This window comes from Luteimonas campi (assembly GCF_051162505.1).
Lineage (GTDB): Bacteria > Pseudomonadota > Gammaproteobacteria > Xanthomonadales > Xanthomonadaceae > Luteimonas.
Window position 1 is genome coordinate 50138 of the sequence record NZ_JBNWEM010000003.1, and the last position, 24694, is coordinate 74831.

Below are 24694 nucleotides of genomic sequence, written 5' to 3' on the forward strand. Positions count from 1 at the left end.
GTCAGGCGATGGCGATTGCGCTGCCGGCCGCCATCGCCGGGCGCACGCGCGCATCGATGAGGCGGGCGAGCGGGGCCAGCTGCGGATGCCGCGGCAGCACGGCGTCGAGATAGGCGATGAAGCGGGGCGCGTCGGCGATGTACTTGGGCTTGCCGTCGCGGTGCTCGAGCCGCGCGAAGATGCCGAGCACCTTGAGATGGCGATGCACGCCGATCATGTCCAGGTCGATGCGCCACTGCGCCAGCGGCGGCACCGGCAGGCCGGCGGCGCCGGCGAGCGCATGGTACCGGGCGTGCCAGCCGGACACGCGCGGTTCCGGCCAGCTGACGAAGGCATCCTTGAACAGGCAGGCCGGATCGTAGGCGATCGGGCCGAGCACGGCATCCTGGAAATCGAGGATGGCGACGTCCCCGCCGCAGGGCATCAGATTGCGCGGCATGTAGTCGCGGTGCACCAGCACCTGGGGCTGCGCCAGCGCCGATTCGATCAGGACCCGGTAGGCCTCGTGCAGGGCGTCGCGCTCGTCGTCGTCCAGCGCGACCCCGAGATGCACGCCGAGAAACCACTCGTCGAACAGCCGCAGCTCGCGCAGGAGCAGCGCTTCGTCGTAGGCGGGCAGTCCGGCGGGCGGCGCGATCGACTGCAGCTCCACCAGGCGCGACATCGCCAGCTCGAACATCGCGTCGGCGTTGGCTTCGTCGATCGCATGCAGGTAGGTCTGCACGCCCAGATCCTCGAGCAGCAGGAAGCCCTGTTCCAGATCCTGCGCCAGCACCGCGGGCACGCGCAGGCCACCGGCCTGCAACAGCTGTCCGATCGCCAGCCACGGGCGCACGTCCATCAGCTCCGGCGGCGCATCCATCAGGATCAGGCTGGGCGCGCGCCCGGTGGTACGCCAGTAACTGCGGAAATCCGCATCGAACGACGCACGCTCCAGGCCGGTGCCCGGCTCCGAGAGCGTGGTGCGGAGCCAGTCGAGGCGCTGCTGGTCGCGGTCTTGGGGGGCGTACGGCTGAACCATGATCTCTCCCGCCGGGGAGGGCCGGCGGGGCAAAGGGTAAACTGCCGTGCTTTTCCGGGCGAGAGTGGGCATGAAACTGCAGCCGGTGTTGTTGTCGGGCGGTTCGGGGACCCGGCTGTGGCCGCTGTCGCGCGAGGCCTATCCCAAACAGTTCCTGGCCCTGGCCGGCGAGCACACCATGCTGCAGGACACCTGGCGCCGGGTCGCACCGCTGGCGTCCTCGGTTCCGATCGTGGTGGCCAACGAGGAACATCGTTTCCTGGCGGCCGAGCAGTTGCGGTTGCTGGGCGTCGCCCGCGCCGACATCGTGCTCGAGCCGGTCGGCCGCAACACCGCGCCCGCCATCGCCGCAGCCGCGCTGCAGGCCATGCAGGACGGGGACGATCCGCTGTTGCTGGTGCTGCCTTCCGACCATGTGGTGCGCGACGACGCCGGGTTCCAGGAGGCGGTGCGCGCGGCCGTGCCCGCCGCCGAGGCCGGCGCGCTGGTGACCTTCGGCATCGTGCCTTCGGCGCCCGAGACCGGATTCGGCTACATCCAGGGCGAAGGCGCACGCCCTGCTGGCAGTGCATCCGGGCGCCCGGCCGTGGATGGCCGGGCAGGACAGTCCGAAGCTCCAGGCGCTGCGCCGGGGAGGGCGGGCGCGTCGTATGAGGAAGGACAGATCCAGCGCGTACTGCGCTTCGTCGAGAAGCCCGATGCCGGCACCGCGGCCTCCTACCTGGCCGCTGGCGGCTATTTCTGGAACAGCGGGATGTTCCTGTTCCGGGCCTCGCGCTACCTGGCCGAACTCGAGCGGTTCCGGCCGGACATCCTGGCGGCGGTGCGCCAGGCGTTCGACGGTGCCGCGCGCGATGGCGACTTCATCCGGCTCGACCGCGAGGCGTTCTCCGCCTGCCCGTCCGACTCCATCGACTACGCGGTGATGGAGAAGACCGCCGATGCACGCGTGCTGCCGGTGGACATCGGCTGGAACGACGTCGGCTCCTGGTCGGCGCTGTGGGAAGTGAGCGAACAGGACCAGCAGGGAAACGCCCACCACGGCGACGTGATCGCGGTCGATTCGCGCAACAGCTATGCCTATGCGCGTCGGTTGGTGGCCCTGGTCGGCGTCGACGACCTGGTCGTGGTCGAGACCGACGACGCGGTGCTGGTGGCGCGCAAGGATCGGGTCCAGGAGGTGAAGCAGGTGGTGGCGCAGCTCAAGGCCGGCCAGCGCAGCCATGCGGTGCTGCATCGCGAAGTGCATCGGCCCTGGGGCAGCTACGATTCGATCGACCAGGAGGAAGGCTGCTTCCAGGTCAAGCGGATCCGGGTCAAGCCGGGCGCCCGCCTGTCGCTGCAGTCCCACCGGCACCGTGCCGAACACTGGATCGTGGTGCGCGGCACCGCGCGCATCACCCGGGACAACGATGTGTTCGAGCTGTACGCCAACCAGTCGACCTACATCCCGCTGGGCGCGAAGCACCGGCTGGAAAATCCCGGCACGGAGATGCTGGAGCTGATCGAGGTGCAATCGGGCAGCTACCTGGGCGAGGACGACATCGTCCGCTACGACGACGTCTACGGCCGCTCCTAGGCCGGGTCGCCACCCACGATTCAGGCCGGGTAGACGCGGTAGCGCTGCAGGCGCACGCCGAGCGTGTCGCCGGTGGCAGGCACCTGCACGCCAGGCGAGGCGGGCAGGTCGAGTTCGAGGCTGCCGGACTGCCCTGCCAGGGCGAGTTCGAGGGTGATGCGACCGGCGTGGTGGTGGACGGCCGTGACGCGCGCCTCCAGTCCCCCGCCCTGCGCCACCGGCGTGGCGTCGTGCGGGCGCAGATACAGGCGCGCCGGGCCGTCCGCCCGGCCGGGCGCGTCCATCGACGCGGCCTGCCCGGCGGGGTGGAAGCGTCCGGCCTCGACCCGGCCGTCGAGCACGCTGGCGCGACCGATGAAGTCGAAGACATAGGACGATGCCGGCGCGTCGTAGATCTCGCGCGGCGTGCCGACCTGCTCGATGCGCCCGTCGCGCAGCACCACCACGCGATCGGCCAGTTCCAGCGCCTCGTCCTGGTCGTGGGTGACGAACACGGTGGTCTGCCCGGTCTGGTCGTGCAGCCGGCGCAGCCAGCGGCGCAGTTCGATGCGCACCTTCGCGTCGAGCGCGCCGAATGGTTCGTCCAGCAGCAGCACGGTCGGGTCGATCGCCAGGGCGCGCGCCAGTGCGACGCGCTGCTTCTGGCCGCCGGACAGCTGCTCGGGATAGCGGGCACCGTGTTCCGGCAGCTGGATCAGCGCGAGCAGTTCGTCCACGCGCCGCGCGATCGTGGCGCGATCGGGCCGGCGCCGGCGCGGCCGGCTGCGCAGGCCGAAGGCGATGTTCTCGGCGACGGTCATGTGGCGGAACAGCGCGTACTGCTGGAACACGAAGCCCACATTGCGCTCGCGCAGGCTCAGCTCGGTGGCGTCGGTATCGCCGAAGCGCACGCGGCCGCCGTCGGCCGGCAGCAAGCCCGCGATCACCCGCAGCAGCGTGGTCTTGCCCGACCCCGACGGCCCGAGCAGGGCCACCAGTTCGCCCGAGACGATGTGCAGGTCGACGCTGTCGAGCGCGGTCGTGCCGCCATAGCGCTTGGCGACGCCCTCGATGTGCAGGTCCACGCCCTGGCCGCTGCTGTCCATGGCGCGATGATCGCCGATTCCGCCGGCATCCGTCGCGCGACCCGGCGGCAGCGGGCGATTGGGCGGCAGGTTCTGGTCGATCAGCAGCATGCGGTCACTTCCATGGAAAGGGGGAACTCGTGGCGGGCGGCTGCGGGTCGGCGCATCGCTGTGCCCGCCGGGGTCGCCCGGGCTCGACAGGCCGGGCGTGCTGCAGCGCCGTCACCAAGTGGCGCGAAGACGAACCGACTCGCTTGCGACTTCGAAGCAGCCTGGCGGCGCGAGCCGCAAGCGCTCCGCGCTGATGCAACGCCGTCGCCACGGCCGGGAGCGGCGAACGACTTCACGGCAGCCTCCGAGGCATCGCGCCAGCCACACGCGGTCTGCGATGCCGCATCGCCAGCGCCACGCACACAAGCGATGACCGCCCTCATCCCTGCCTCCGGTGCGCCTTGGCCAGCGAGTCGCCGTGGCGCGCCTCCAGCCAGAACTTCAGCACCAGCGTCACCAGCGCCAGCCCCGCCAGCAGCGACGACACCGCGAACGCGCCGGTGCTGTCGAACTCGTTGTAGAGGATCTCGATATGCAGCGGCAGGGTGTTGGTCAGGCCGCGGATGTGGCCCGACACCACCGAGACCGCGCCGAACTCGCCCATCGCCCGCGCGCCGCACAGCAACACGCCGTACAGCAGGCCCCACTTGATGTTGGGCAGGGTCACGCGGAAGAACATCGTCCAGGCGCCGGCGCCGAGCGAACGCGCCACCACCTCCTCCTCGCTGCCCTGCTGCTGCATCAGCGGCACCAGTTCGCGCACCACGAACGGGAAGGTGATGAACAGCGTGGCCAGCACGATGCCGGGACGGGCGAACAGGATCTTGATGTCCCAGGCCCGCAGCAGGTCGGCGAACCAGCCCTGCGAGCCGAACAGCAGCACCAGGCACAGGCCGGCCACCACCGGCGACACGGCGAATGGCAGGTCGACCAGCGCCAGCAGTACGCGCTTGCCGCGGAACTCGAACCGGGTCAGCGACCAGGCCGCGATCACGCCGAACACGGCATTGACCGGGATCACGATCGCGGCGGTGAGCAGGGTCAGGTTGAGCGCGGAGATCGCGTCGGGCGTGGTCAGCGCCCCCCACCACGTGGCGAAGCCCTCGCCGAAGGCCGACATCAGCACCATCAGCAGCGGCAGCACCACCAGCAGGGCCATCACCAGCGCCGCCGCGCCGATCAGGGTGCGGCGCAGCCAGGGCGGCGTGTCCAGTCCGTGGGCGACGGCGTGCTCAGGCATCGCGGCCGCTCCTGCGCTCGTGGCGGAACAGCAGCGGGATCAGGTTGATCGCGAGCAGGCAGGCGAACGAGGCGGCCAGCATCAGCGCCGCAAGCGCGATCGCGCCGTTGTAGTCGTACTCCTCCAGCCGGATCGTGATCAGCAGCGGCGCGATTTCGGTCTGGTAGGGCTTGTTGCCGGCGATGAAGATGACGGAGCCGTACTCGCCCAGTCCGCGCGCGAACGCAAGCGAGAAACCGGTCAGCAGCGCCGGCAGCAGCTCCGGCAGCACCACCCGGCGCAGGGTGGTGAAGCGCGACGCGCCCAGCGAGGCGGCCGCCTGCTCCTGTTCGCGGCCCAGCGATTCGAGGATCGGCTGGACGGTGCGCACCGCGAACGGCAGGCCGATGAACACGAGCGCGATCACGATGCCGGCCAACTGGTAGGCGATCTGGATGCCGCGCGGCTCGAGGAACTGCCCGATCCAGCCATTGGGCGCGTAGATCGCGGTCAGCGCGATGCCGGCCACGGCGGTCGGCAGCGCGAAGGGCAGGTCGACCAGCGCGTCCAGCAGGCGCCGGCCCGGGAAGCGGTAGCGCACCAGCACCCAGGCCACCAGCGCGCCGGCGAACAACGCGATCAGGGCGGCGACGAAGGCGGTGCCGAAGCTCACCTTCAGCGCCGCCTGCACGCGCTCGTCCTGGATCGCGCGCAGCCAGCCGTCGCTGCCCAGCCCGGCGGCGCGGAAGGTCAGCGCCGCCAGCGGCAGCAGCACCACCACGCCCAGCCATGCCATGCCCAGGCCGAGGCTCAGCCCGAAGCCGGGAAGTGGTCGCCGCCAGCGCGGGCGGGGGAGTGGAAGGGCGAGGGCGTTCATGGGCGCATCAGGGCAGGTGATGGAGCGTCAGTATGGGTGGAGGGGCCGGGGCGATGACGTTTGTCAAGGCTCGAACGGGGCGCGTCCGCATGCATCCGGAGGCTCGCCCGCTGCGCTCGCCGGACCGCAGCGGATGCCGTTCGCTGCACGAGGGATCCGCCTGTCGCCGGCGGACCTGTTCTCGTGTTCGCATGGCGGCGCCAGCCCGGCTGCGAACGCGCGAGGATCACCGCGGCCGGTAGATCCGGTCGAAGAAGCCGCCATCGGCGAAGTGCAGCTGCTGCGCCTTGGCCCAGCCGCCGAAGGCGTCGTCGATCGTGATCTGCGGGATCGGCTTGAAGTGCGCGATCGCCTGCGCCGGCACCGACTCGGGACGCGATGGACGGTAGTGGTGACTGGCCGCCAGGCGCTGGCCCTCGGGCGAATACAGGTGCTGCAGATAGGCCTCGGCCACCTGCTGCGTGCCGCGCCTGGCGACGTTGCCGTCCACCACCGCCACCGGCGGTTCGGCCTTGATGCTCAGGCTCGGGTAGACGATCTCGAACTTCGCCGCGGTATCGCCATCGGCCAGGGTCAGCAGCGCCTCGTTCTCCCAGGCCAGCAGCACGTCGCCGATGCCGCGCTCGACGAACGTGGTGGTCGAGCCGCGTGCGCCGGTATCGAGCACGGGCACGTTGGCGAACAGCTTCTTCAGGTAGTCCACCACCAGATCGCCCTTGCGGTACTCGCGCGATGCCCAGGCCCAGGCGGCAAGGTAGTTCCAGCGCGCGCCGCCCGAGGTCTTGGGGTTGGGCGTGATCACACCGACGCCCGGTTTGGCGAGATCGCCCCAGTCCACGATCCGCTTGGGATTGCCCTTGCGCACCAGGAACACGATGGTCGAGGTGTAGGGCGAGCTGTTGTGGGGCAGGCGCGACTGCCAGTCCTTCGCCAGCAGGTCGGTGTTCTGCGCGATCGCATCGATGTCGCCCGACAGCGCGAGGGTGACCACGTCCGCCTCCAGCCCGTCGATCACCGAGCGCGCCTGCTTGCCCGAACCGCCGTGCGAGGCACGCACGGTGAGGGTCTGGCCGGTCTCGGCCTTCCATTTCTTTGCGAACGCGTCGTTGAACTCCGCGTAAAGCTCGCGGGTGGGGTCGTAGGACACGTTCAGCAGTTCGACCTCCTGTGCGGCGACGGAACCCGTGCTGGCCGCGAATCCGATCAGCAGGACGGCGAGGAGGTGCCTGGCATTGATGTTCATGGCATGTGCTCTCGAATGGGAGTCAGAAGGAGAACTGGGCGCGGGTGAAGAAGGTCTTCTCGTCCTCGCGATCGCCGCCGGCCGCGCCGCCGTCGAAGCCGGCCTGCGCGTAGTTGGCGACCAGCTTGAGGTTGCCGGTCAGGTACCAGTTCAGGCCGAGCGCCCAGGCCGTGGTTTCCGAGGCCGAGGCGGTGGCGGAAGCGAACAGCGGAAAGGCGGCGTCGTCCACGTCCAGTTCGCCGTAGCGGGCGACCAGTTCGAACGCGCCCCAGCCGCCCTCGCGCGCGAACGGGCGGTTCGGCTTGACCCCGCGATAGCTGGCCTTCTCTCCGGTCAGCACCCAGCTGCCGGTGAGCTGCCAGGCGCTGTGCTCGAGCGCGGCGCGGCTGCCCGAGCCCGTGTCCACGACGTCCTGGCGTGAGCGGATGTACTCGCCGAGCACGCCGGCCGAACCGGCGTACCAGTACGCCTGTGGCGACCAGCGCGTGTGCCGGCCGTCGGCGGCGACGGTGGCCAGGTAGCTGAAGAACGTCGCCTGGCCCGGCGTGCGGTAGCGCGGCAGGAAGCTGTTGCCGGCACCGTGCTTGTCGCCGCTGCTGGCCGCGACGCCGAAGCCCAGGCCGGACAGCGCAGTGTCGCCGCCCTTCCACGGTTCGAGGAACAGGCGGCCGGCCAGTTCGTAATCGCTGTCGGGATTGGTGGTGGGGCTGTCGCGGCCGTCCGGCGCGCCGTTGTAGACGCCGACGACGTAGTTCAGCTTGGAATCCGCCAGCGTGCCCTGCAGTTGCACGCCCAGTTCGCGGTTGGGCGCCAGCTCGGTCGGGAAGCCGCGTTCGATGAAGGCGGTGGCGCCGCCCCCCTGCAGCCGTTCCAGCGCGATCGGACCCTTGACCTTGCCCAGGCGCAGCGTGGCCGCGGGGCTGAGCTTCAGGTCGACGTAGGCGTCGACGATCGAGGCGCTGTCGCCCGCGAACTCGGGCGTGATGCGGAAGCCGACCAGGTCGCCCCAGCTGCCTTCCAGCGTCGGGCGGATGCGGCGCCAGAGGAAGGAATCGTTCTGCGGACGCTGGTCGTCGTCGATGAAGACGCGATGGTCGGCCTGCGCCAGTGCGCCGAGCCTGAGCTGCACCGCGCCGTCGGCGCTGCGGATCGAAGCGCCCTTGTCGGCGGCAAGGGTGATCGCCGGGGCCGGGGCCGGCGTGGCCGCGACGGCGGCCGCGGCCTGGCGGTCGCGGTCTTCGAGCCCCAGCTCGACCGCGCGCAGGCGACGGTCGAGTTCGGCCAGATCGGACTGCGCGGCGGTATCGCCGGGCGCGATGCCGAGCCTGCGCTCGACGATGCGCAGGCGCTCGGCGATCTCGTCGGCGGTCGGCGCCTGCCGCGCGAAGGCCGGGACGGACAGCAGGGCCAGGCTCAGGGCCAGGGCGGCGCGGCGTGGGGCGGTGGGTGTGCCGGGTGGCGGCGGGTTGAACGATCGCATGGCGTTTTCCTCGGATGTCGTCGGGAAAAGCGCCTCCGGTCGTCCGGTCGGCACCGTGGAACTGCGGGATCGCGGCTGGCGTCAGTCGCCGAGCCGCAGCTTCTGGCTGCGCGTGATCTGCACGATGCGCGAGGAGTGGACCACCACCTCGACCTGGCCATAGGCCAGGTCGCGGACGGCGTCGAGGACGGCGCGCTCGGCTTCGCTGATCGCCGCCGGTTCGCCGTGTTCGGCTGGGCCGGGCGCCGCGTTGCGGGGATGAGTGGGGGACAGGCTCATGGCGATGCCCTCGGCGGGACGGGTCAGGCGGCGTCGCGCGCGCCCTCGATTCCGGCCAGCCATTCGTCGTCGGAACCCTCGACGAGATTGGCGAACAGCGGGGTCGAGAAATAGCGTTCGCCGGTGTCGGGCAGGGTGGCCAGCAGCACCGAGCCTTCGGGCGCGTCCGCCGCCACCTTGAGTGCGGCCGCGACCGTGGCGCCGGCGGAGATGCCGACGAACACGCCTTCCTCCGCGGCCAGCCGGCGCGCGGTGTCCAGCGCCTCGTCGTCGGTCACCGGCAGCAACTGGTCGTGCACCGTGCGGCTGAGGACATCGGGCAGGAAGTCCGGGGTCCAGCCCTGGATCTTGTGCGGCGTCCATTCCTTGCCGCCCAGCAGCGAAGCGCCGGCCGGTTCGGTGGCGATGATCTTCACCTCCGGACGCGCGACCTTCAGCACCTCGCCCACGCCGGTCAGGGTGCCGCCCGTGCCCCAGCCGCTGACGAAATAATCCAGGCGCCGCCCGGCGAAATCGCGCAGGATCTCGGCCGCCGTGGTTTGGCGGTGGTAGGCGGGGTTGGCCGGGTTGGTGAACTGCGAGGCCAGGAACCAGCCATGCTTCTCGGCCAGTTCCTTCGCCCGCTTCACCATGCCGGTGCCGCGCTCGGCGGCGGGGGTGAGGATCACCTTGGCGCCGTAGGCGCGCATCAGCTTGCGCCGCTCGATCGAGAAGGTTTCCACCATCACCGCGACGAAGCGGTAGCCGCGCGCCGCGGCCACCTGCGCCAGCGCCACGCCGGTGTTGCCCGAGGTCGCCTCGACGATGGTGTCGCCGGGCTTGAGTACGCCGCGCGCCTCGGCGTCGAGCACGATCGCCAGCGCCAGGCGGTCCTTGACCGAGCCGCCGGGATTGAAGGATTCCACCTTCGCGTACAGGGTCACGTGCGCCGGCGCGATGCGGTGCAGCTTCACGATCGGGGTGTTGCCGATGGTGTCGAGGATGCTGTCGTAGAGGGCCATGGTCGGGTCTCGATGCGGGTGGGCGGTCAGGCGGCGTCGGCGAGCGGAACCTCGCCTGTGCCGAGCGGTGCGGCGCCGAACCAGTGCAGCGCGCCGGCCAGCGCGGCGACTTCGCCGACGATCAGCAGCGCAGGCGACTGTACGGCGTGGTGCCGCGCCAGGTGTGACAAATCGGTTAGCCGGCCGTGGACGACGCGCTGGTCGGCACGCGCCCCGTTCTCGACGAGCGCGAAGGGCGTGTCCGGCGCGCGCCCATGCGCGATCAGTTGCGCCTGCACCACGTCCAGCCGCGCCACGCCCATGTAGAAGGCCAGGGTCTGCCGCTCCTGGGCCAGGGCGGGCCAGTCCAGGGTGTCCGGTCCGTCCTTGGCGTGGGCGGTGACGAGGCGCACCGACTGCGCATGGTCGCGATGGGTGAGCGGGATGCCGGCATAGGCCGCGCAGGCGGCCGCGGCGGTGATGCCGGGCACCACTTCGTAGGCGATGCCGGCCGCGCGCAGGGCTTCGAGTTCCTCGCCGCCGCGTCCGAACACGAACGGATCGCCTCCCTTGAGCCGAACCACGCGCCGGCCGGCGGCGGCGTGTTCGACCAGCAGCGCGTTGATCGACTCCTGCGGCACCGCATGGTGGCCGGCGCGCTTGCCCACCTCGATACGGTCGGCATCGCGACGCGCCAGCTGCAGCACGTCCTCGCTGACCAGGCGGTCGTACAGGATCACGTCGGCCTCGTTCAGCAGGCGCAGCGCACGCAGCGTGAGCAGGCCCGCATCGCCGGGACCGGCGCCCACCAGGGCGACCGAGCCCCGCGAGGACGCCACTGCCTGTGCGGTCGGCTCGGACGCTGGCGCCAGGGCCCGCTCCAGCTCGCGCTCGGCCTCGATGTGCCGGTGTCGACGCAGCAGGCCCTGCAGCGGGCCCGACAGCAGCCGCTCGAAGGCGCGACGGCGCGCGGCGGTGTCCGGCCAGCGCGCCGTGATCCGCGGGCGGTGGCGGGCGAGCAGGCCGGCCAGCGCGTCGAAGGAGTCGTCGAACTGGGCTTCCAGCCGCTCGCGGACCAGCCTCGCCAGCATCGGCGCGCCGCCGCCGCTGGAGATCGCGATCTGCAGCGGGCCGCGCTCGACCCGCGCGGGCAGGTGCGCGCGCGCCAGTGCCGCATCGTCGACCACGTTCACCCAGATGCCGCGTGCCTCGCCGGCCTCGGCCACGGCGCGGTTGACGGCGGCGTCGTCGGTGGCGGCGATCGCCAGCCAGGCGCCGTCGAGCCAGGAGGTGTCGAACCGCCCGGGCAGGTGCTGGATCCCGCCCTCGGCCGCCAGCGCGGCCAGCGCCGGCGACAGGGCAGGGGCGCCGACCCGTACCTGGGCGCCGGTACCCGCCAGCGCCTCGACCTTGCGTGCGGCCACCGCGCCGCCGCCGACCACCAGCACGGCGCGGCCGCGCAGGTCGGCGAACAGGGGGAACAGCCGGGCGGTGGCGGGCGTGTCAGGCATCGGCGCAGGCGGGTCGGGATGTGGCGACGCTAGCGAGTGCCCCGCCAGCTGCGGAAATGGCGACGGGTGCTGCGCTTATTCCAGCTGGGCATAAGCCAATGGCGGCGCGGCGTGGACAGCCCGTGCGGGCGCGACTATGATCGCCTCTTCCATCTTTCCATCATGATGAAAGGATGAAGTTGCGGCCGAAACCAGGTCGCGGACCGCCGCCATGACCCTGACCCAGCTGCGCTACCTGGTCGCCATCGCCGACTCCGGGCTCAACATCACCCTGGCAGCCGAGCGCGTGCACGCGACCCAGCCCGGGCTGTCCAAGCAGCTCAAGCAACTGGAGGACGAACTCGGCTTCCAGCTGTTCGTGCGGCGCGGGCGCAGTCTCGATTCCATCGCCCCGGCCGGCGAGCGCGTGCTCGAACACGCGCGCCGGATCCTGGCCGAAGCCGCCAACATCCGCAGCTACGCCGCCAACGAACGCGGCGAGTACAGCGGGCGCCTGTTGCTGGCGACCACCCATACCCAGGCGCGCTACGTGCTGCCGCCGATTATTGCCGCGATCCGGCGCGAATTCCCGCGCGTGGACGTCGACCTGCAGGCCGCCAGCGACGCCGAGGTCCTGCAGCAGCTGCACGACGGCGCCGACCTGGCCCTGATCAGCACCGCCGGAAGTACGCCGTCGGGCGGATTGCCGGTGCCGCTGTACCGCTGGCGGCGCGTGCTGCTGCTGCCCCTGTCGCATCCGCTCGCGGCCCTGCAGCGCGCGCCGACGCTGGCGGAACTGGCGCGGCACCCGTTGATCAGCTACGAATCCTCGACCCGCGGCGATTCGTCGATGCGCCGCGCCTTCACCGCCGCTGGCGTCGAGCCGCAGATCGCGATGACCGCGCGCGACGCCAACCTCATCAAGACCTATGTGCGCGCCGGGCTCGGTGCCGGCCTGCTGGCCGAGATGGCGGTGGGGCCGCGCGAGGACGACGACCTGCGCATCCTCGAGGCGCCGGCCGAGATCCCCGAATGCATCACCTGGGCGGTGATCCCGCGCGGACGGGTACTGCGCGACTATGCGCTGGCCCTGCTGCACGGCGTGGCGCCACAACTCGACCGCCGCGACCTGCGCCGCGTGATCGAGGGCAATCTCGATGCCGACTGGCCGCGTCCTCCGAGCTGGCGCGAACTCAGCCAGGCGATCACCATCTAGCGCACCGGGCCCGGCGCGCGCTGTCGTGCCGCGCAGCGACGGCCACGTCATCGCCAGGTGGCGATGCCCGCGGCGCTCAGTCCTGCACGGCCGAGATGTAGGCGCCGGTACTGACGATCTGGAAGGTGTCGTTGTCCACGCGCCGCACCGCGCTGCCGTCGGCAAGCGTGTACACGAAGCGTGCGGCGCCGTGGTCGGGAGCGGTACCCCCGCCCTCAGGCGCCTCCAGGCGCTGGATCACCTTGTGGCGGTTGCCGGCTTCATCCTGTGCATAGAGCGTCTGTGTCATCCACGGTGCTCCTGTGACGGAGCGTCAACGCTAGCGCCGCATCGGGAGAATTCCGTGAAGAAAGCAGGCCTGCGGCGTTAAGCGCCGCGTACGCCGCGGGCGCCGCTCCGCATCGGCGCCTGCCGGACGCGCCAGGTCGCTACAGATACGAGGTGAAAGCCGGCGTCGAATCCCAGTCGTCCGCGGCGCCGTCCTCGTAGCGCACCGGCGCCGCCGCCAGTTCGGCCGGCGCGACATCGTCCAGGCAGGCGAGGTTGACGCAGACGAAGGCCCCGCCCATCACCTCGAAGTCGGCGCGGCTGAAGGTGTTGACCCCGCAGTCGGGGCAGAAGCAGTGCTCGATCGCGCAGGTGCCGAAGCGGTAGCGACCCAGGGCCGCCTCGCCCGTGAGCAGGGCGAACGCTTCCGACGGCACGTGCGCCTTCCACATGCGGATCCTGCGGCAATAGCTGCAGTTGCAGCGCAGGGTCGAGGCGTACCACGTGCCCGGGCGTAACTGGGGCGAGCGCTGGCCCTCGGGCGCGAGGTCCACCTCGCAGCGGAAGCGGATGCGGCCGCAGTGGCAGCTGCCCGTACGGGACTGGATCATGCAGGTCTCCTGCGCAGGAATGTCCCGCCACGACGGGCGAGCGCGGCCCGGATCGACAGGCCGGGCGGGTTCGCCGCGGGCGACTAGGGCATCGCTGGACCGCGATCCGCGGCGGAGGCCTCCGCTACGCCGCGGTAGACCGCGTCGCGGAAGCGCTTGTGCAGATCGGTACCGCCCGGCGGGATCGACTGGGTGAACAGCACCGCGACGAGGTCGTGCGCCGGATCCACCCAGAACAGGGTATTGGCGTAGCCATCCCAGAAGAACTCGCCGACCGCGCCCGAGGCTTCTTCCGCGCTGGCCGGTGGCGAGTGGCGCACGGCGAAGTCGATGCCGAAGCCGACCTGGCCCTTGCCCGGCAGCCACGAGCGGTCGGTGATCCCGGCCGGCAGCATGTCGGTGGCCATCAGCCGTACGGTCTGCGCATCCAGCACGCGCACGCCATCGAAGCTGCCGCCGTCGAGCAGCATGCGGCCGAAGCGCATGAAGTCGTCCAGGGTCGAGACCAGCCCGTAGCCGCCGGGCGCTTCCAGCGTCCATGTGCGATAGGCGTGGTCGAGCGCCGGCGAGTCGGGCAGGCGGGTGAAGCGGCCGTCCGCGTATTCGTACATCGCGGCCATGCGTCCGCGGCGATCCTGCGCCACGTGGTAGGCGGTCTCGGCCATGCGCAGCGGCTCGAGCACGCGTTCGCGCACCAGCTGCGCATAGGGCTTGCCGGCCAGCACCTCGGCCAGTCGCGCCTGCACGTCGACCGAGATGCCGTACAGCCAGCGCGTGCCCGGCTGGTAGGCGAGCGGCAGCGCGGCCAGGCGCTCGGACATCTGCGCCAGGGTGATGTCGCGCGAATCCACGCCCGATTCGCGGAACAGGCGCGCGGCGGCATCGTCCTCGAACGAGGCGGCGAAGCCGGCGGTGTGGCGCAGGATGTCGCGCACCAGGATCGGACGGTCGGGCGCCACCAGGATCGCTTGGCCCTGCGCATCCTCGCCCGCGTGCACGCGCACGTCGGCGTATTCGGGCAGGTAGGTCGCCAGCGGCGCGTCGAGTTCGAACAGGCCTTCCTCGTACAGCGACATCAGCACCACGCCGGTGACCGGCTTGGTCATCGAATAGACCTGGGCCAGCGTATCGCGAGCCATCGGCCGGCCGGCTTCGCGGTCGGCCATGCCGAAGGCACCGAAGTAGGTCTCGCGGCCGCGTTCGTGCACCAGGGCCGATACGCCCACGGCGCGGCCTTCGTCGACGATGGCCTGCAGCACCGCGTCCAGATGTGCGCCATCGACGATCGATCGCGCGGCATCGGCATCGTGGGTGGCCACGGGCGCAGGGGCAGTGGCGCCCTCGTCCGGGGCGGGCTGGCAGGCGGCCAGCAGCAGGCCGAGCACGGCCGCCAGATGGAATTTCATGTGGGTCCCCGGAAGGTGCGGCGCACGTGCCGGCGCCAGCGCCGCGCGAGTATGCCTTTCGCCGTGCGCGGGCTCCCGCTGCAGCGCAGCGTCGATGCGGATGGAAACCATCGTTGGGATGTTCCTCGCGACAAGCATCGCCGTAGCGGGTCAGCAGGCGGCCGACGCGTGCGGCGTGGCTGCGGGATGGCGGCCGCCCGGCCGCAGGCCGCGCGTCAGGCGGGGGTGGGCCGGGCGCGCGTGGACGCGCGTGCATCGCTGGCCAGCACGACGCGATTGCGGCCGCGCAGCTTGGCCTCGTACAGCGCCTGGTCGGCGCGCAGCACCAGCGGCTGGGCGTCGCGGCCGTGCTCGGGGCAACCGGCCACGCCGATCGAGAGCGTGGTGCGCATCACCTGTCCGGCCGAAACCACCTGCAGGGACTCGAAGGTCGCGCGCAGTTCCTCGGCCATCTCCAGGGCCTCGACCACCGCCGTGCCGGGCAACATCATCAGGAACTCCTCGCCGCCATAGCGGCAGGCGATCAGGCCGGCGTCGCGCACGCGTTCGCGCAGCAGGTCGGCCAGGCGACGGATCATCTCGTCGCCCGCCGGATGCCCATAGGTGTCGTTGATGCGCTTGAAGCGGTCGATATCGATCAGTACCAGGGTCAACGGCAACCCGGATTGCATGCAGTTCGCGAGCTCGCGTTCCAGCGCCTGGTCGAGGAAGCGGCGGTTGTGCAGCCCGGTCAGGGGGTCGCGCTCGGCCTGCTCCTGCAGCCGCGACTGCAGCAGGGTGATCTGCGCCAGCCGCTCGCCCAGCTCCTGGCGGCTGTCGCGCAGCTTGATGCCGCGGCGATAGGCGTCGTTGGCGAAGAACAACAGGTAGCTGGTGAGCAGCACGATGCACAGCAGCGAGGTGTGCAGTTCGGTATGCGGGCGGAACTCCAGCCCGTGCACCGCCGCCACCAGCGCCACGCCGGCGCCCAGCGACGCCATGCCCTTCCACAGGCCCGGCATGCCCATGAAGATCACCACGTTGAGGCACACGCCGACGAACAGCATGAAGCTGATCCACAGCGGCAGGCCCCAGACTGCGATCCAGACGCCCAGCAGCAGGCCGTCGATCAGCAGGTTCTGCAGCTCGGCGCGCAACGGGTCGGCGGCACGCGCGGCGCGCCAGTACACCAGCTGCGGGTACACCAGCAGCTGCAGGGCCAGCAGCGTCCACATCAGCGGCCCGGCCTGCAGGTAGACCAGGTGCGTGCCCAGCACCAGTAGGCCGATCGCGAAAAACAGCGACCGGTTGCGCCGGTTGAGCGTGACGACCCAATGAAGCTTGTCCGCGTGCACCGCCTCCCCCTGTCTGCCGCGCTCTTCGACCGCCACCGCACATGGATGTTCCAGCCGGACCCGCAGTGTACCGGGGCAGGAGGCGGGATCCGGCCAGGTGCCGCACCGGGGCCGCATGACATCTCGGCCCGCCTGCCCGGTCCTTGCCGGAACTGTCCACCCGCTTGCCGCGCTGCCAAGGCCCGCGGTGCGGCCCTAACGCAGGCGGCGGGCGTTCGCCACCACCCTCCGGTGGACCGGCGACAGCGCTTGGTCGGCGATGCGCTGCAGTCCGGCATGGGCGATGCGCGCATGTTGCGCGGCCGTGGGCATGGACGACATCCACGCCGTGGCGAACTGCATCTGCATGCGCAGGGTTTCGGTCCAGATCGCGGACCAGGACTGGGCGAAGGCGACCTGCTTCTCCAGCACCATGGCGAAGAGCTCGCTGCGACCCTGCGCCGAGGGCGTGGCGCCCTCCAGCACGATTCGCGACAGTCGCGTACCGGCGATCGCGGGCGCCAGCATGCCCAACTCGAGCAGGCGGGCGGAGGAACTGGCGGTGCGACGCCTGCGGCGGGTGCTCATTGGGGGTGTCGGCGTGGGGGCTGCCGCATGATCGCAATCCGGCGCGAAGGCCTCGCGAAGACGCGGCCGCTGCTGGCTATCATGCGGGCATGAGGAAGATCGTTCTGCTGCTGGCGCTCGCGCTGCTGTTGCCGGCTTGGCCGGCGTTCGCCCAGGGCCAGTTCCGCGTACTGGTGCTGGCCGTGCCCAACCGCTACCACCACGACTACACCGTGGTGGCCAAGCCGCGCGTGGAGAAGATGGCCCGCCAGCACGGCTTCGATCTGGACTGGAGCTGGAACACGGCACCCTTTGACGGCGACCTGTCGGCGTACGCGGCGATCATGCTGCTCAACACGCCCGGCGATGCGCTGGCGCAGGGCCAGCGAGGCGCGCTCGAGGCCTACGTACGCGCCGGCGGCGGCGTTGTCGCGGTGCATCGCGCGCTGATCTTCAATCCGCCGGGCGACTGGCCGTGGTTCGAGCGGATGATCGGGCGCGCGTTCCGCATCCACCCGATGGTGCAGACGGCGACGGTGCGGATCGAGGACGCGTCCTTCCCGGCCACGTTCGGCCTGCCCGCGCGCTGGATCTGGAGCGACGAGTGGTACGAGTTCGGCCCGCCGCTGGTCGATGGCCTGCGTACCGTGCTGTCGGTGGACGAGTCCAGCTACGACCCGACCCGGATCTGGCCGGGGCAGGTCGCCCGCGGCATGGGGCGCGAACACCCGGTCGCCTGGTACCACGCCTACGACGGTGGCCGGGTGTTCGTGACCGCGCTCGGCCATCCACCGGCGGCCTACGACGACGCGGCCTACCTGCAGCACCTGTACGGCGGCCTGTGGTGGGCGGCCACCGGCCGCGGCATCAGCGCGACGTCCGACTGAGCGGCGCGCGGGCCTGCTGTTCGCGCACCCAGCGCATCTGGTTGCGGAAGGTGTCGGTCCAGTAGCGGTCGCGATGCGCGGCCAGGAAGGCCAGCAGTTCGTCGTGCGCCTCGCGGCTGACCGACAGGTGGTCTCCGCCGATGCCGTGGAAGGTGAAATTGACCATCGTCCCGAGGCGGCCGGCCTCCTCCACGAGTGCAATGAGATCCGCGCCGCGCGCATCGACCGGAACGGTGACCGGCACCGCCGCCGGGTCCAGGGTCCACATGTCGGGGACCACCGTGCCGCCCACCAGCTTGATGCCCACGAACAGCCCGGCCACCTCGCCGATGTAGTCGCCATCGCGCGCCATGCGATCGCCGCAGGGCGCGGTGAAGGTGAACTCGGTGCTGCCGTCGATCGCCCGCAGCATCGTGTTGGCGACCTCCAGCTGGGCGCGCATCTGCGCCACGCTGGTGGTGTCCAGGTCCTGCGCAGGCTGCACCCATTCGCGCCCCGGGCCGCGCGCCGAGCACTGGTGGAACAGGCTGTGGTTGCCCAGCTCGTGGCCGCTGCGTGCGGCGGCGCGCCAGGCCTCGAGCCGTTCGCGCACCGGCGCGGCGGCCAGGGTGAGGTAGAAGCTGCCCTTGAGGCCGTGCCGGTCGAGCGCCGGGATCGCCACGTCCAGGTGCGTCGGGACGGCATCGTCATAGGCCAGGCTCACTGCCGCGCGCTGTCCCTGCGGCCAGGCGAACGCAGGACGGCCGGATGCGAAGGCCGCCGTTGCGGCCAGCGACAGGGCCAGCGTCGTGCAGGCCAGGACGGTGCGTAGTGCAGTGCGCATGGCGATCCCCTTTTCTTTGCCGAAGCCCGCATGGTGCCGCAGACCGCGCCGCGATGCGCGCAGGTTCCGGTCGAGGGCCCGGTCTGTCCTGCAGGCGGGCGTTTCGCAAGGTCGCGTGCGCGGTTATCGTGTGCCGCTTTCCGCAGCCGGTGCCGTCCTTGTCCTCCGATCCACGCCGCGCGCAGCAGCGCGCGACCCGCGCCGCCTTTTTCATCCCCGGCTTCGTCATCGCCACCTGGGCGCCGATCGTGCCCTTCGCCAAGCTGCGCGCCGGCCTCGACGACGCGCAGCTGGGCCTGGTGCTGCTGTGCCTGGGCCTGGGCTCGCTGGCGGCGATGCCGCTGGCCGGCGCCCTCGCGGCGCGGCAGGGTTGCCGGCGGGTGATGCTGGCCTCGTCGCTGCTGATGCTGGCGCTGCTGCCGCTGCTGGCCTTCGTGTCGGATGCCTGGCTGCTGGGCGGCGTGCTGCTGCTGCTCGGCGCGTCGATGGGTGCGATGGACTGCACCATGAACATCCAGGCGGTGGTGGTCGAGCGCGAAGCCGCGCGGCCGATGATGTCGGGCTTCCATGCCTACTACAGCATCGGCAGCCTCGCCGGTGCGGTGGCGGTGACGCTGATGCTGGGCGCGGGTGCACCGGTGCTCGCGGCGACGCTGGCGGTCTCGGCGGTGGTGCTGCTGCTGGCGGCCGTGTCCTCGCGCGCCTGGCGCGGCGAGCGTGCGCCGGGCGGGGCGGCGGTATTCGCGGTGCCGCGCGGCGTGGTGCTGGGGATCGGCCTGGTGTGCTTCGTCAGCTTCCTGGCCGAAGGCGCGATGCTCGACTGGAGCGCGGTGTTCCTGCACGAGGTCAAGGGTGTCGAACTGGAACGCGCCGGCTGGGCCTTCGTGGTGTTCAACCTCACCATGACCGCGACCCGGCTGGCCGGCGACTCCGTGGTGGCCAGGGCAGGGCGCACGTGGACCGTCCTGGCGGGCGGCTGGCTGGGCGCCGCGGGCCTGGCGCTGGCGATGCTGGCGCCAGGCCTGGGGCTCGGCCTGGTCGGCTATGCGCTGCTGGGCGTGGGCTGCGCCAACATCGTGCCGGTGATGTTCACCCTGGCCGGGGAGCAGCGGCGCATGCCCGAACACCTGGCGATCCCGGCCGTCACCACCCTGGGCTACGCCGGCGTGCTGGCCGGCCCGGCCCTGATCGGCTTCGTGGCGCAGGGCGCATCGCTCACCGTGGCGCTGTTGCTGGTGGCGGCCACGCTGGCGGTCGCCGCCACCCTGGGTGCGCGGATCGGGCGCCGCGCCGGCTGATCCGTGCCCGGCGGCACGTTGTCATCCGTTCTTCTTGGATCGGCAACGGCGCGTTGACATTGCCGCGCCTACGATGCGCCGCCCGCAAACGGCGGAAGCATCCGCGAGAGGTGTGCCGGTGAGTCCCGCAAGCATCAGGATCGAAGTGAAACCCGACGTCGAGGGTGGCTGGGCGGTCACCCGCGACTGCATCATCGACGGCTATTTCATCGACGTCGCCGCGGCCAACGACTATGCCAGCGCCTGTGCGCAGCGCGCGCGCCGGGCGGGCATCACCGTCAGCCTGCTGACGGCCTCGCCGCCGCCGTCGGCCTGAGCGCGCTCAGCGCGCATGCCGTGCGCGCAGCCAGGCGTGCGTGCCGGGCTGCATGTCCTTGAATTTGGGATCCCCGTCGAGCGCGGCCACCAGCAGGCGCCGTGGCTGCAGGCGACGTTTGAGCGCGTGGTAGAGCTGGGACCGGTTGCGCGTGGATTCGGCCAGGTACAGGTTCTGCGCGAGTGGCCGCAGGCTGGGGTCCGGTGCCGGACTCGCATCGCCGGCCTCCAGGTAAACCAGGTAGAGGGTGGTCTCGAGCGTCATGCCAGGACTATCGCGCAGGCCCGCGCATTGGCAGGTGAAGCGGTCTTGCCCCTCGTCCACCCGTTCGACGCAGCCGCGCCTGCCCTCAGCCTGCGTCCGGCAGCACGGGGTCGGGCGGGCCTTCGGGTTCGGGCGGCGGCGCGGCCGGAGCGGCCGGCTTGCCCGGCGTGCCGGGGAGATAGAAGCCGACGCGATCGAACAGGCGGGTATAGAACTCCTGGTTCTGCACCGTATTGCTGCCCACGCGCACCAGGTTGGCGTTGCCGCCGCCGATCGGCACCGGGACCGACACCGAACCGATCATGCTCACGCCGACGCTGGCCGAGCTCGACTGGCTCTTGAGCGCGTAGCGCTCCTGCACCGCATTGATGAAGACGATGGCGCTGCCGTCCACGCGGGGCACGCAGGTGGCGCGCACGTCGAGCTGGGTGTGGATGTCCGAATCGGGCTGGAAGTGCTTTGCGGCCTCCAGCGAGTCCTCGTCCATCCGCCGGATGATGTAGCCCTGTCCAAGCAAGGCGCGGCGGGTGGCCTCGCAGGCCACGGCGGGGGCCACGGGATAGCTGCGCGAATAGGTGTCCTCGGCCCCGAACACCTCGCCCAGCGGAGGCGCCTGCGAACGCAGCCGATCCTTGCCGCACGCGACCAGCGCCAGGGCTGCGAAGGCCATGAGCAGGGGCATGCGGTAGCGGCGCATCGTCGGTGCGGGTCCGGCGGAGGGGGAACACTGGAGTCTAGCCACGCGGCCGTGCAGGACAACTGAACACGGCCGGTCCCGAACGATGGAAACCGGCGGGCGGCGCTGCGCATGCGGCTGCGGACGTGGGTGGCGCCGAGTCGCTTGCCGCAGGTTTCACAGCCGGACCCGCAGAGTCGCGACGGCCGGAACCGGAGACAGACGATGCCACGCGGAGACAAGTCCAGCTACACCGACAAGCAGAAGCGGCAGGCCGAGCACATCGAGGAGAGCGAGAAGGCCCGCGGCAGGTCCACCGACACCGCCGAGCGCATCGCCTGGGCGACCGTCAACAAGCAGGACGGTGGCGGCAAGGAGGGTGGGCGGAAGGCGGCGAAAAAGGCCACCAAGAAGGCCACGAAGAAGGCCACGAAGAAGGCGACGAAGAAGGCGACGAAAAAAGCGACGAAGAAGGCGACGAAGAAGGCGACGAAGAAAGCGACGAAGAAGGCCACCAGGAAGGCGCCGAAAAAGGCGACGAAGAAGTCTGCAAAGAAGACGAGTCCCAGGCAGTCGTAGGAGAGCGTCGGGAAAGGACCGGCCGCACGGCCGGTCTTCCGCATGCAAACGGGCGCAGGAACTCCCGCCTGCTCGTCGATCCGGACGTAATCAGGGGATCAGGCAGCCCACTGGCGACCGTGGACAGCGCCGACGCGAGCGTCAATCGTCCGGCGCGGTGGACCCGTCGCCAGGAAACGTCGCGAGGCGGACCCCGTCCACCGACACGATCCGGTCCAGGCGCACGCTCTCTCCTGTTTCCAGGGTCATGTACTCCGCGCCGTTGCGGCCGCCGATATCGACGATGCGCGACTCGACGCTCCGGTGCCCCCCGCCCTCGTGCACGAACTCGATGCGCGCGCGGATGCGACGCGTTGCCGTGGCTTCGAGGATGTCGTGGAAATCGCAGTTGATGGGACGGTAAGGCGGGTCGGCGGGCATCGGGCTGTCTCCAGGGAAGTGCTCCGCCACGCAATGCCAAGGGCAGTGGCGCCTTGCTCAGGATTCTACGGGCGCGCGCTGCTCGCGTGTCTGCCGCCGGCCGGCCTATACTCGCCCCGCGCGCGGACGACCGGGGATTCCCGCGCGCAGGGCCGCCATGGCTCCCAGGGAAGGATTCCCGCCAACGCAAAGGACGATGCATGAAGCACCTACGACTCATTTCCGCCGCCCTGTCACTGGTGGTCGCCGCGCCCCTGTGGGCGTCGCCGACCGAGGCCTGCCAGCAGAACTTCACCGTGGATGGCTCCTGGGGCAGCGGCAAGACCTACGCCACCCAGACCGATGTCGCTGGCGTGGCCTACCTGCCCGCGCTCCACCGCGTCCGCGACAAGATCGAGGAGCAGGGACTGCACGTGCTCGCGGTGCAGGAGAAGAACGGCTACATCCGCGCGGCCAATCCAGTGAAGGGCGGTGAAGGTGGCGGGGCGAGCGCGCCGCTGCGCATCTACGTCAAGCCGCTGGACGCGGGCGGGGTCAACGTGTCGCTGCAGTTCTCCATCGCCGGTGGCCAGATCGCCAGCAAGAAGTCGGTGATGAACCACCTGTGTGAGCTCGTGGCCGCTGCCGCCGGACCGGCGGCTGCCGCGGAGTAGTGCGCGCGTGGCGGGGGCGGGCACGGGGCGGATGTCGCCGCGGCGATGATCGCGCCGACGGCGCGCGCCCGGCGCCTCGACGTCTTCGCGGCTGAATGCCGGGGCCGGGCGTGTCGCCGGCCGTGCCCTGGCAGTGGCGTCCACTGGCATCATCGGCGACCCGTCCAGGCATCCTGTGCGCATGTCCACGCTGCCGCGCATCCCCACTGCGTTCGTCCATGCCATCGCCGTGCGCGAGATGACGGTGATCCGCCACGGGCAGCCATCGCCGCTGCACATCGAGATCGGCGCTCCGGTGCAGGATGTCGAGACGGTCGCCCGCACCGACTGGCGCTGCCCCGTGCGCTGGCGGGAGGGCGAGCAGGTGCGCGTACACGATGCATGCGGCATCGACGCGTTCCAGGCGCTGCAGCTGGCGCTGGAGTCGGTCCGGATCGATCTGGAGCTCCTCGCCGGCGAAGAAGGCGTCCGCCTGCAGTTCCTCGACTTCCCCTACGACGTTCGCACGCAGCTGCCCGACCAGGAGCAGGTGCGCGCGTCTCTGACGTTGCGGCGCCGCGACCGGGACCCGGCGGACTAAGCCGGGACCGTGCCCGGGCGACGTGCTACAGCGGGCTGACGCGGAACCTGCGGCCCTTGATCCTGCCCGCGCGCAGCGCCGACAGGGCGCGTGCCGCGTGCTTGCGGCCGATGGCGACATAGCTGCGGGTCGCGAACACGTCGATCCTGCCGATCGCGTCCTTGTGCAGGCCGGCTTCGCCGGTGAGCGCACCGACGATGTCCCCCACGCGCAGCTTGTCGCCGCGGCCGGCGTCGATGCGCAGGGTGGCCATGGCCGCGGCCGGCACGTTGCTCGCCTTGCCAGACAACGGCTGCAGCGTTTCCCAGCGCAGCGCCTGCCGCTGCCGTTCCTCGATCATGCGCGCGCGCGGCAGTTCGCGCGGCGCGCACAGGCTGAGCGCCAGCCCGTCGCGGCCCGCGCGCCCGGTGCGGCCGATGCGGTGCAGATAGGTGTCGGCGTCGGTGGGCAACTCGTAGTTCACCACCGCGCCCAGGTCTTCCACGTCCAGGCCGCGCGCGGCCACGTCGCTGGCCACCAGCACGCTGCAACTGCGGTTGCCGAACTGCACCAGCACCTCGTCGCGATCGCGCTGCTCCATGTCCCCGTGCAGGGCGAGGGCGGAGAAACCATAGTGCGACAGCGAGCCGACCACCTCGACGGTGTCGGCGCGCGTGTTGCAGAACACCACCGCCGATTCGGGGCGATGGCGCAGCAGCAGGGCCGCCAGTGCCGGCGCACGCCGCGTGGGGTCGACCTCGAAGAACAACTGCTCGATCGTCGCCGGCTGGCTGCCGCCCTCGATGCTGACCTCAACCGCGTCGCGCAGCATCGCGCTGCCCATGGTGCGGATCGCGTCGGGGAACGTGGCCGAGAACAGCAGGCTCTGCCGCTCCTTCGGCAGGCGCCTGACGATGTCGCCGATCGCCTCCTCGAAGCCCATGTCGAGCATGCGGTCGGCCTCGTCCAGCACCAGGCTGCGTACCCCGCCCAGGTGGAGCGCCTTCTTCTTCGCCAGTTCCTGGATGCGTCCGGGCGTGCCGACCACCACGTGGGGATCGTGGGTCAGCGAGGCCAGCTGCGGGCCCAGAGGGATGCCGCCGCACAGGATCGAGAGCTTGAGGTTGGGAATGCCGGTCGCCAGCCGGCGCAGCTGCTTGCCGACCTGGTCGGCGAGTTCGCGCGTGGGACACAGCACCAGGGCCTGAGTCTGCACGCGCGCGGCATCCACGCGCGACAGCAGGCCGAGCCCGAAGGCCGCGGTCTTGCCACTGCCGGTGGGCGCCTGGGCGATGACGTCCCGGCCCGAGAGGATGACCGGCAGGGACTGCGCCTGGACCGGCGTCATCGCCGCGTATCCGAGCGCGTCGATGCCCAGCAGCAGGGCGGGCGGCAGGTCGAGGATGGTGAAGGCGGGGGCTGTACTCATGCGCCATGATCGCAGGTCGCGGGAGGCCCGGCGCCGCGCGGGGGCCGATGCGCCCCGCGCGGCGTGGACCGCCGAAGGCCACCGACCAGGCACATCCGCCGCAGGCAGGCCGCGACGCCCGGCCTGT

General features: G+C 71.0%; 27 protein-coding genes. 7 read left to right on the top strand and 20 right to left on the bottom strand.

The window, feature by feature from the left end; translation table 11 throughout:
* Position 1: 1 nt before the first annotated feature.
* A complete protein-coding gene (locus ACQYVW_RS10085) occupies positions 2–1021 on the bottom strand; it encodes an aminoglycoside phosphotransferase family protein (RefSeq protein WP_434946911.1) in 1020 nt (339 codons plus the stop codon).
* Between the two features lie 70 nt (positions 1022–1091).
* On the opposite strand from ACQYVW_RS10085, the gene ACQYVW_RS10090 reads away from it, so the two are divergent.
* Positions 1092–2600, top strand: a complete 1509-nt coding sequence (locus tag ACQYVW_RS10090; protein WP_434946912.1) for a mannose-1-phosphate guanylyltransferase/mannose-6-phosphate isomerase — start codon at positions 1092–1094, stop codon at positions 2598–2600.
* 20 nt (positions 2601–2620) lie between these two features.
* Here ACQYVW_RS10090 and ACQYVW_RS10095 read toward each other — a convergent pair whose 3' ends face one another.
* The 8 genes from ACQYVW_RS10095 to cysG form a co-directional block, all read right to left on the bottom strand.
* Entirely contained in the window at positions 2621–3664 is a 1044-nt protein-coding gene (locus ACQYVW_RS10095) for a sulfate/molybdate ABC transporter ATP-binding protein (protein ID WP_434947207.1), read from the bottom strand.
* A gap of 430 nt (positions 3665–4094) precedes the next feature.
* Entirely contained in the window at positions 4095–4955 is an 861-nt protein-coding gene (gene cysW, locus ACQYVW_RS10100) for a sulfate ABC transporter permease subunit CysW (protein WP_434946913.1), read from the bottom strand.
* On the bottom strand, positions 4948–5811 hold the full coding sequence (gene cysT, locus ACQYVW_RS10105) for a sulfate ABC transporter permease subunit CysT (protein ID WP_434946914.1): 864 nt from the start codon (positions 5809–5811) through the stop codon (positions 4948–4950). Before cysT ends, cysW begins: the two co-directional genes overlap by 8 nt.
* 226 nt (positions 5812–6037) lie before the next feature.
* Positions 6038–7054, bottom strand: a complete 1017-nt coding sequence (locus tag ACQYVW_RS10110; RefSeq protein ID WP_434946915.1) for a sulfate ABC transporter substrate-binding protein — start codon at positions 7052–7054, stop codon at positions 6038–6040.
* Between the two features lie 22 nt (positions 7055–7076).
* Positions 7077–8534, bottom strand: a complete 1458-nt coding sequence (locus ACQYVW_RS10115; protein WP_434946916.1) for an OprO/OprP family phosphate-selective porin — start codon at positions 8532–8534, stop codon at positions 7077–7079.
* Positions 8535–8615: 81 nt separating this feature from the next.
* Positions 8616–8813: a DUF2292 domain-containing protein gene (locus tag ACQYVW_RS10120; protein WP_434935661.1), complete on the bottom strand. Its 198-nt coding sequence runs from the start codon at positions 8811–8813 to the stop codon at positions 8616–8618.
* A 23-nt stretch (positions 8814–8836) separates the two neighbouring features.
* Entirely contained in the window at positions 8837–9814 is a 978-nt protein-coding gene (gene cysK / locus ACQYVW_RS10125) for a cysteine synthase A (RefSeq protein WP_434946917.1), read from the bottom strand.
* Between the two features lie 26 nt (positions 9815–9840).
* Positions 9841–11304, bottom strand: a complete 1464-nt coding sequence (cysG, locus tag ACQYVW_RS10130) for a siroheme synthase CysG (protein WP_434946918.1) — start codon at positions 11302–11304, stop codon at positions 9841–9843.
* A 211-nt stretch (positions 11305–11515) separates the two neighbouring features.
* Here cysG and ACQYVW_RS10135 point away from each other — a divergent pair, with 211 nt between their 5' ends.
* Positions 11516–12499 (top strand): LysR family transcriptional regulator, encoded by a 984-nt coding sequence (locus tag ACQYVW_RS10135; protein WP_434946919.1) that lies wholly within the window; start codon positions 11516–11518, stop codon positions 12497–12499.
* Positions 12500–12575: 76 nt separating this feature from the next.
* Here the strand turns inward: ACQYVW_RS10135 and ACQYVW_RS10140 are convergent, their stop codons facing one another.
* From ACQYVW_RS10140 to ACQYVW_RS10160, 5 genes are all read right to left on the bottom strand, one after another.
* Positions 12576–12788 carry a hypothetical protein gene (locus ACQYVW_RS10140; protein ID WP_434935211.1) on the bottom strand — a complete coding sequence of 71 codons (213 nt, stop codon included), beginning with the start codon at positions 12786–12788 and terminating at the stop codon, positions 12576–12578.
* Positions 12789–12927: 139 nt separating this feature from the next.
* The gene (locus ACQYVW_RS10145) at positions 12928–13377 is read right to left on the bottom strand and encodes a GFA family protein (protein ID WP_434935210.1); all 450 of its coding nucleotides are present in this window, start codon (positions 13375–13377) and stop codon (positions 12928–12930) included.
* A gap of 83 nt (positions 13378–13460) precedes the next feature.
* Positions 13461–14783, bottom strand: a complete 1323-nt coding sequence (locus ACQYVW_RS10150) for a serine hydrolase domain-containing protein (RefSeq protein ID WP_434946920.1) — start codon at positions 14781–14783, stop codon at positions 13461–13463.
* A gap of 215 nt (positions 14784–14998) precedes the next feature.
* Positions 14999–16117 (bottom strand): GGDEF domain-containing protein, encoded by a 1119-nt coding sequence (locus tag ACQYVW_RS10155; RefSeq protein WP_434946921.1) that lies wholly within the window; start codon positions 16115–16117, stop codon positions 14999–15001.
* 195 nt (positions 16118–16312) lie between these two features.
* Positions 16313–16684 (bottom strand): hypothetical protein, encoded by a 372-nt coding sequence (locus tag ACQYVW_RS10160; RefSeq protein ID WP_434946922.1) that lies wholly within the window; start codon positions 16682–16684, stop codon positions 16313–16315.
* 89 nt (positions 16685–16773) lie between these two features.
* Between ACQYVW_RS10160 and ACQYVW_RS10165 the strand changes: the two genes are divergently transcribed.
* Entirely contained in the window at positions 16774–17550 is a 777-nt protein-coding gene (locus tag ACQYVW_RS10165) for a ThuA domain-containing protein (protein WP_434946923.1), read from the top strand.
* Here the strand turns inward: ACQYVW_RS10165 and ACQYVW_RS10170 are convergent.
* Positions 17531–18373: a polysaccharide deacetylase family protein gene (locus tag ACQYVW_RS10170; protein ID WP_434946924.1), complete on the bottom strand. Its 843-nt coding sequence runs from the start codon at positions 18371–18373 to the stop codon at positions 17531–17533. The genes ACQYVW_RS10165 and ACQYVW_RS10170 overlap by 20 nt on opposite strands.
* A gap of 158 nt (positions 18374–18531) precedes the next feature.
* Here ACQYVW_RS10170 and ACQYVW_RS10175 point away from each other — a divergent pair, with 158 nt between their 5' ends.
* Both ACQYVW_RS10175 and ACQYVW_RS10180 read left to right on the top strand, forming a co-directional pair.
* On the top strand, positions 18532–19671 hold the full coding sequence (locus ACQYVW_RS10175) for an MFS transporter (protein ID WP_434946925.1): 1140 nt from the start codon (positions 18532–18534) through the stop codon (positions 19669–19671).
* Between the two features lie 118 nt (positions 19672–19789).
* A complete protein-coding gene (locus ACQYVW_RS10180; RefSeq protein ID WP_434946926.1) occupies positions 19790–19987 on the top strand; it encodes a hypothetical protein in 198 nt (65 codons plus the stop codon).
* A 6-nt stretch (positions 19988–19993) separates the two neighbouring features.
* Here ACQYVW_RS10180 and ACQYVW_RS10185 read toward each other — a convergent pair whose 3' ends face one another.
* The 4 genes from ACQYVW_RS10185 to ACQYVW_RS10200 all read right to left on the bottom strand — a co-directional run bounded on the left by ACQYVW_RS10185 (position 19994) and on the right by ACQYVW_RS10200 (position 21926).
* Complete coding sequence (locus tag ACQYVW_RS10185; RefSeq protein ID WP_434946927.1) at positions 19994–20251, bottom strand: hypothetical protein; 258 nt, start codon at positions 20249–20251, stop codon at positions 19994–19996.
* Positions 20252–20336: 85 nt separating this feature from the next.
* Positions 20337–20948: a DUF2242 domain-containing protein gene (locus ACQYVW_RS10190; protein WP_434935194.1), complete on the bottom strand. Its 612-nt coding sequence runs from the start codon at positions 20946–20948 to the stop codon at positions 20337–20339.
* A 227-nt stretch (positions 20949–21175) separates the two neighbouring features.
* Positions 21176–21550 carry a hypothetical protein gene (locus ACQYVW_RS10195; RefSeq protein WP_434946928.1) on the bottom strand — a complete coding sequence of 125 codons (375 nt, stop codon included), beginning with the start codon at positions 21548–21550 and terminating at the stop codon, positions 21176–21178.
* Between the two features lie 97 nt (positions 21551–21647).
* Positions 21648–21926, bottom strand: coding sequence for a hypothetical protein (locus tag ACQYVW_RS10200; RefSeq protein WP_434946929.1), 279 nt, complete (start codon positions 21924–21926; stop codon positions 21648–21650).
* A gap of 200 nt (positions 21927–22126) precedes the next feature.
* Between ACQYVW_RS10200 and ACQYVW_RS10205 the strand changes: the two genes are divergently transcribed.
* Positions 22127–22579 carry a hypothetical protein gene (locus tag ACQYVW_RS10205; RefSeq protein WP_434946930.1) on the top strand — a complete coding sequence of 151 codons (453 nt, stop codon included), beginning with the start codon at positions 22127–22129 and terminating at the stop codon, positions 22577–22579.
* 181 nt (positions 22580–22760) lie between these two features.
* Entirely contained in the window at positions 22761–23159 is a 399-nt protein-coding gene (locus tag ACQYVW_RS10210) for a DUF6968 family protein (protein ID WP_434946932.1), read from the top strand.
* A gap of 25 nt (positions 23160–23184) precedes the next feature.
* Here the strand turns inward: ACQYVW_RS10210 and dbpA are convergent, their stop codons facing one another.
* Complete coding sequence (gene dbpA / locus ACQYVW_RS10215) at positions 23185–24567, bottom strand: ATP-dependent RNA helicase DbpA (RefSeq protein ID WP_434946933.1); 1383 nt, start codon at positions 24565–24567, stop codon at positions 23185–23187.
* Positions 24568–24694: the final 127 nt, after the last annotated feature.

What these genes read in the sequence shown, in the direction of transcription:
- ACQYVW_RS10145 (WP_434935210.1), bottom strand. Translation starts at nt 13,377, where the DNA reads ATGATCCAGTCCCGTACGGGCAGCTGCCACTGCGGCCGCATCCGCTTC.
- ACQYVW_RS10085 (WP_434946911.1), bottom strand. Translation starts at nt 1,021, where the DNA reads ATGGTTCAGCCGTACGCCCCCCAAGACCGCGACCAGCAGCGCCTCGAC.
- cysK (WP_434946917.1), bottom strand. Translation starts at nt 9,814, where the DNA reads ATGGCCCTCTACGACAGCATCCTCGACACCATCGGCAACACCCCGATC.
- ACQYVW_RS10210 (WP_434946932.1), top strand. Translation starts at nt 22,761, where the DNA reads ATGTCCACGCTGCCGCGCATCCCCACTGCGTTCGTCCATGCCATCGCC.
- cysG (WP_434946918.1), bottom strand. Translation starts at nt 11,304, where the DNA reads ATGCCTGACACGCCCGCCACCGCCCGGCTGTTCCCCCTGTTCGCCGAC.
- ACQYVW_RS10200 (WP_434946929.1), bottom strand. Translation starts at nt 21,926, where the DNA reads ATGCCCGCCGACCCGCCTTACCGTCCCATCAACTGCGATTTCCACGAC.
- ACQYVW_RS10185 (WP_434946927.1), bottom strand. Translation starts at nt 20,251, where the DNA reads ATGACGCTCGAGACCACCCTCTACCTGGTTTACCTGGAGGCCGGCGAT.
- ACQYVW_RS10160 (WP_434946922.1), bottom strand. Translation starts at nt 16,684, where the DNA reads ATGAGCACCCGCCGCAGGCGTCGCACCGCCAGTTCCTCCGCCCGCCTG.
- ACQYVW_RS10135 (WP_434946919.1), top strand. Translation starts at nt 11,516, where the DNA reads ATGACCCTGACCCAGCTGCGCTACCTGGTCGCCATCGCCGACTCCGGG.
- ACQYVW_RS10115 (WP_434946916.1), bottom strand. Translation starts at nt 8,534, where the DNA reads ATGCGATCGTTCAACCCGCCGCCACCCGGCACACCCACCGCCCCACGC.
- ACQYVW_RS10110 (WP_434946915.1), bottom strand. Translation starts at nt 7,054, where the DNA reads ATGAACATCAATGCCAGGCACCTCCTCGCCGTCCTGCTGATCGGATTC.
- ACQYVW_RS10140 (WP_434935211.1), bottom strand. Translation starts at nt 12,788, where the DNA reads ATGACACAGACGCTCTATGCACAGGATGAAGCCGGCAACCGCCACAAG.
- ACQYVW_RS10205 (WP_434946930.1), top strand. Translation starts at nt 22,127, where the DNA reads ATGAAGCACCTACGACTCATTTCCGCCGCCCTGTCACTGGTGGTCGCC.
- ACQYVW_RS10090 (WP_434946912.1), top strand. Translation starts at nt 1,092, where the DNA reads ATGAAACTGCAGCCGGTGTTGTTGTCGGGCGGTTCGGGGACCCGGCTG.
- ACQYVW_RS10195 (WP_434946928.1), bottom strand. Translation starts at nt 21,550, where the DNA reads ATGCGGAAGACCGGCCGTGCGGCCGGTCCTTTCCCGACGCTCTCCTAC.
- dbpA (WP_434946933.1), bottom strand. Translation starts at nt 24,567, where the DNA reads ATGAGTACAGCCCCCGCCTTCACCATCCTCGACCTGCCGCCCGCCCTG.
- ACQYVW_RS10120 (WP_434935661.1), bottom strand. Translation starts at nt 8,813, where the DNA reads ATGAGCCTGTCCCCCACTCATCCCCGCAACGCGGCGCCCGGCCCAGCC.
- cysW (WP_434946913.1), bottom strand. Translation starts at nt 4,955, where the DNA reads ATGCCTGAGCACGCCGTCGCCCACGGACTGGACACGCCGCCCTGGCTG.
- ACQYVW_RS10170 (WP_434946924.1), bottom strand. Translation starts at nt 18,373, where the DNA reads ATGCGCACTGCACTACGCACCGTCCTGGCCTGCACGACGCTGGCCCTG.
- ACQYVW_RS10190 (WP_434935194.1), bottom strand. Translation starts at nt 20,948, where the DNA reads ATGCGCCGCTACCGCATGCCCCTGCTCATGGCCTTCGCAGCCCTGGCG.
- ACQYVW_RS10165 (WP_434946923.1), top strand. Translation starts at nt 16,774, where the DNA reads ATGAGGAAGATCGTTCTGCTGCTGGCGCTCGCGCTGCTGTTGCCGGCT.
- ACQYVW_RS10150 (WP_434946920.1), bottom strand. Translation starts at nt 14,783, where the DNA reads ATGAAATTCCATCTGGCGGCCGTGCTCGGCCTGCTGCTGGCCGCCTGC.
- cysT (WP_434946914.1), bottom strand. Translation starts at nt 5,811, where the DNA reads ATGAACGCCCTCGCCCTTCCACTCCCCCGCCCGCGCTGGCGGCGACCA.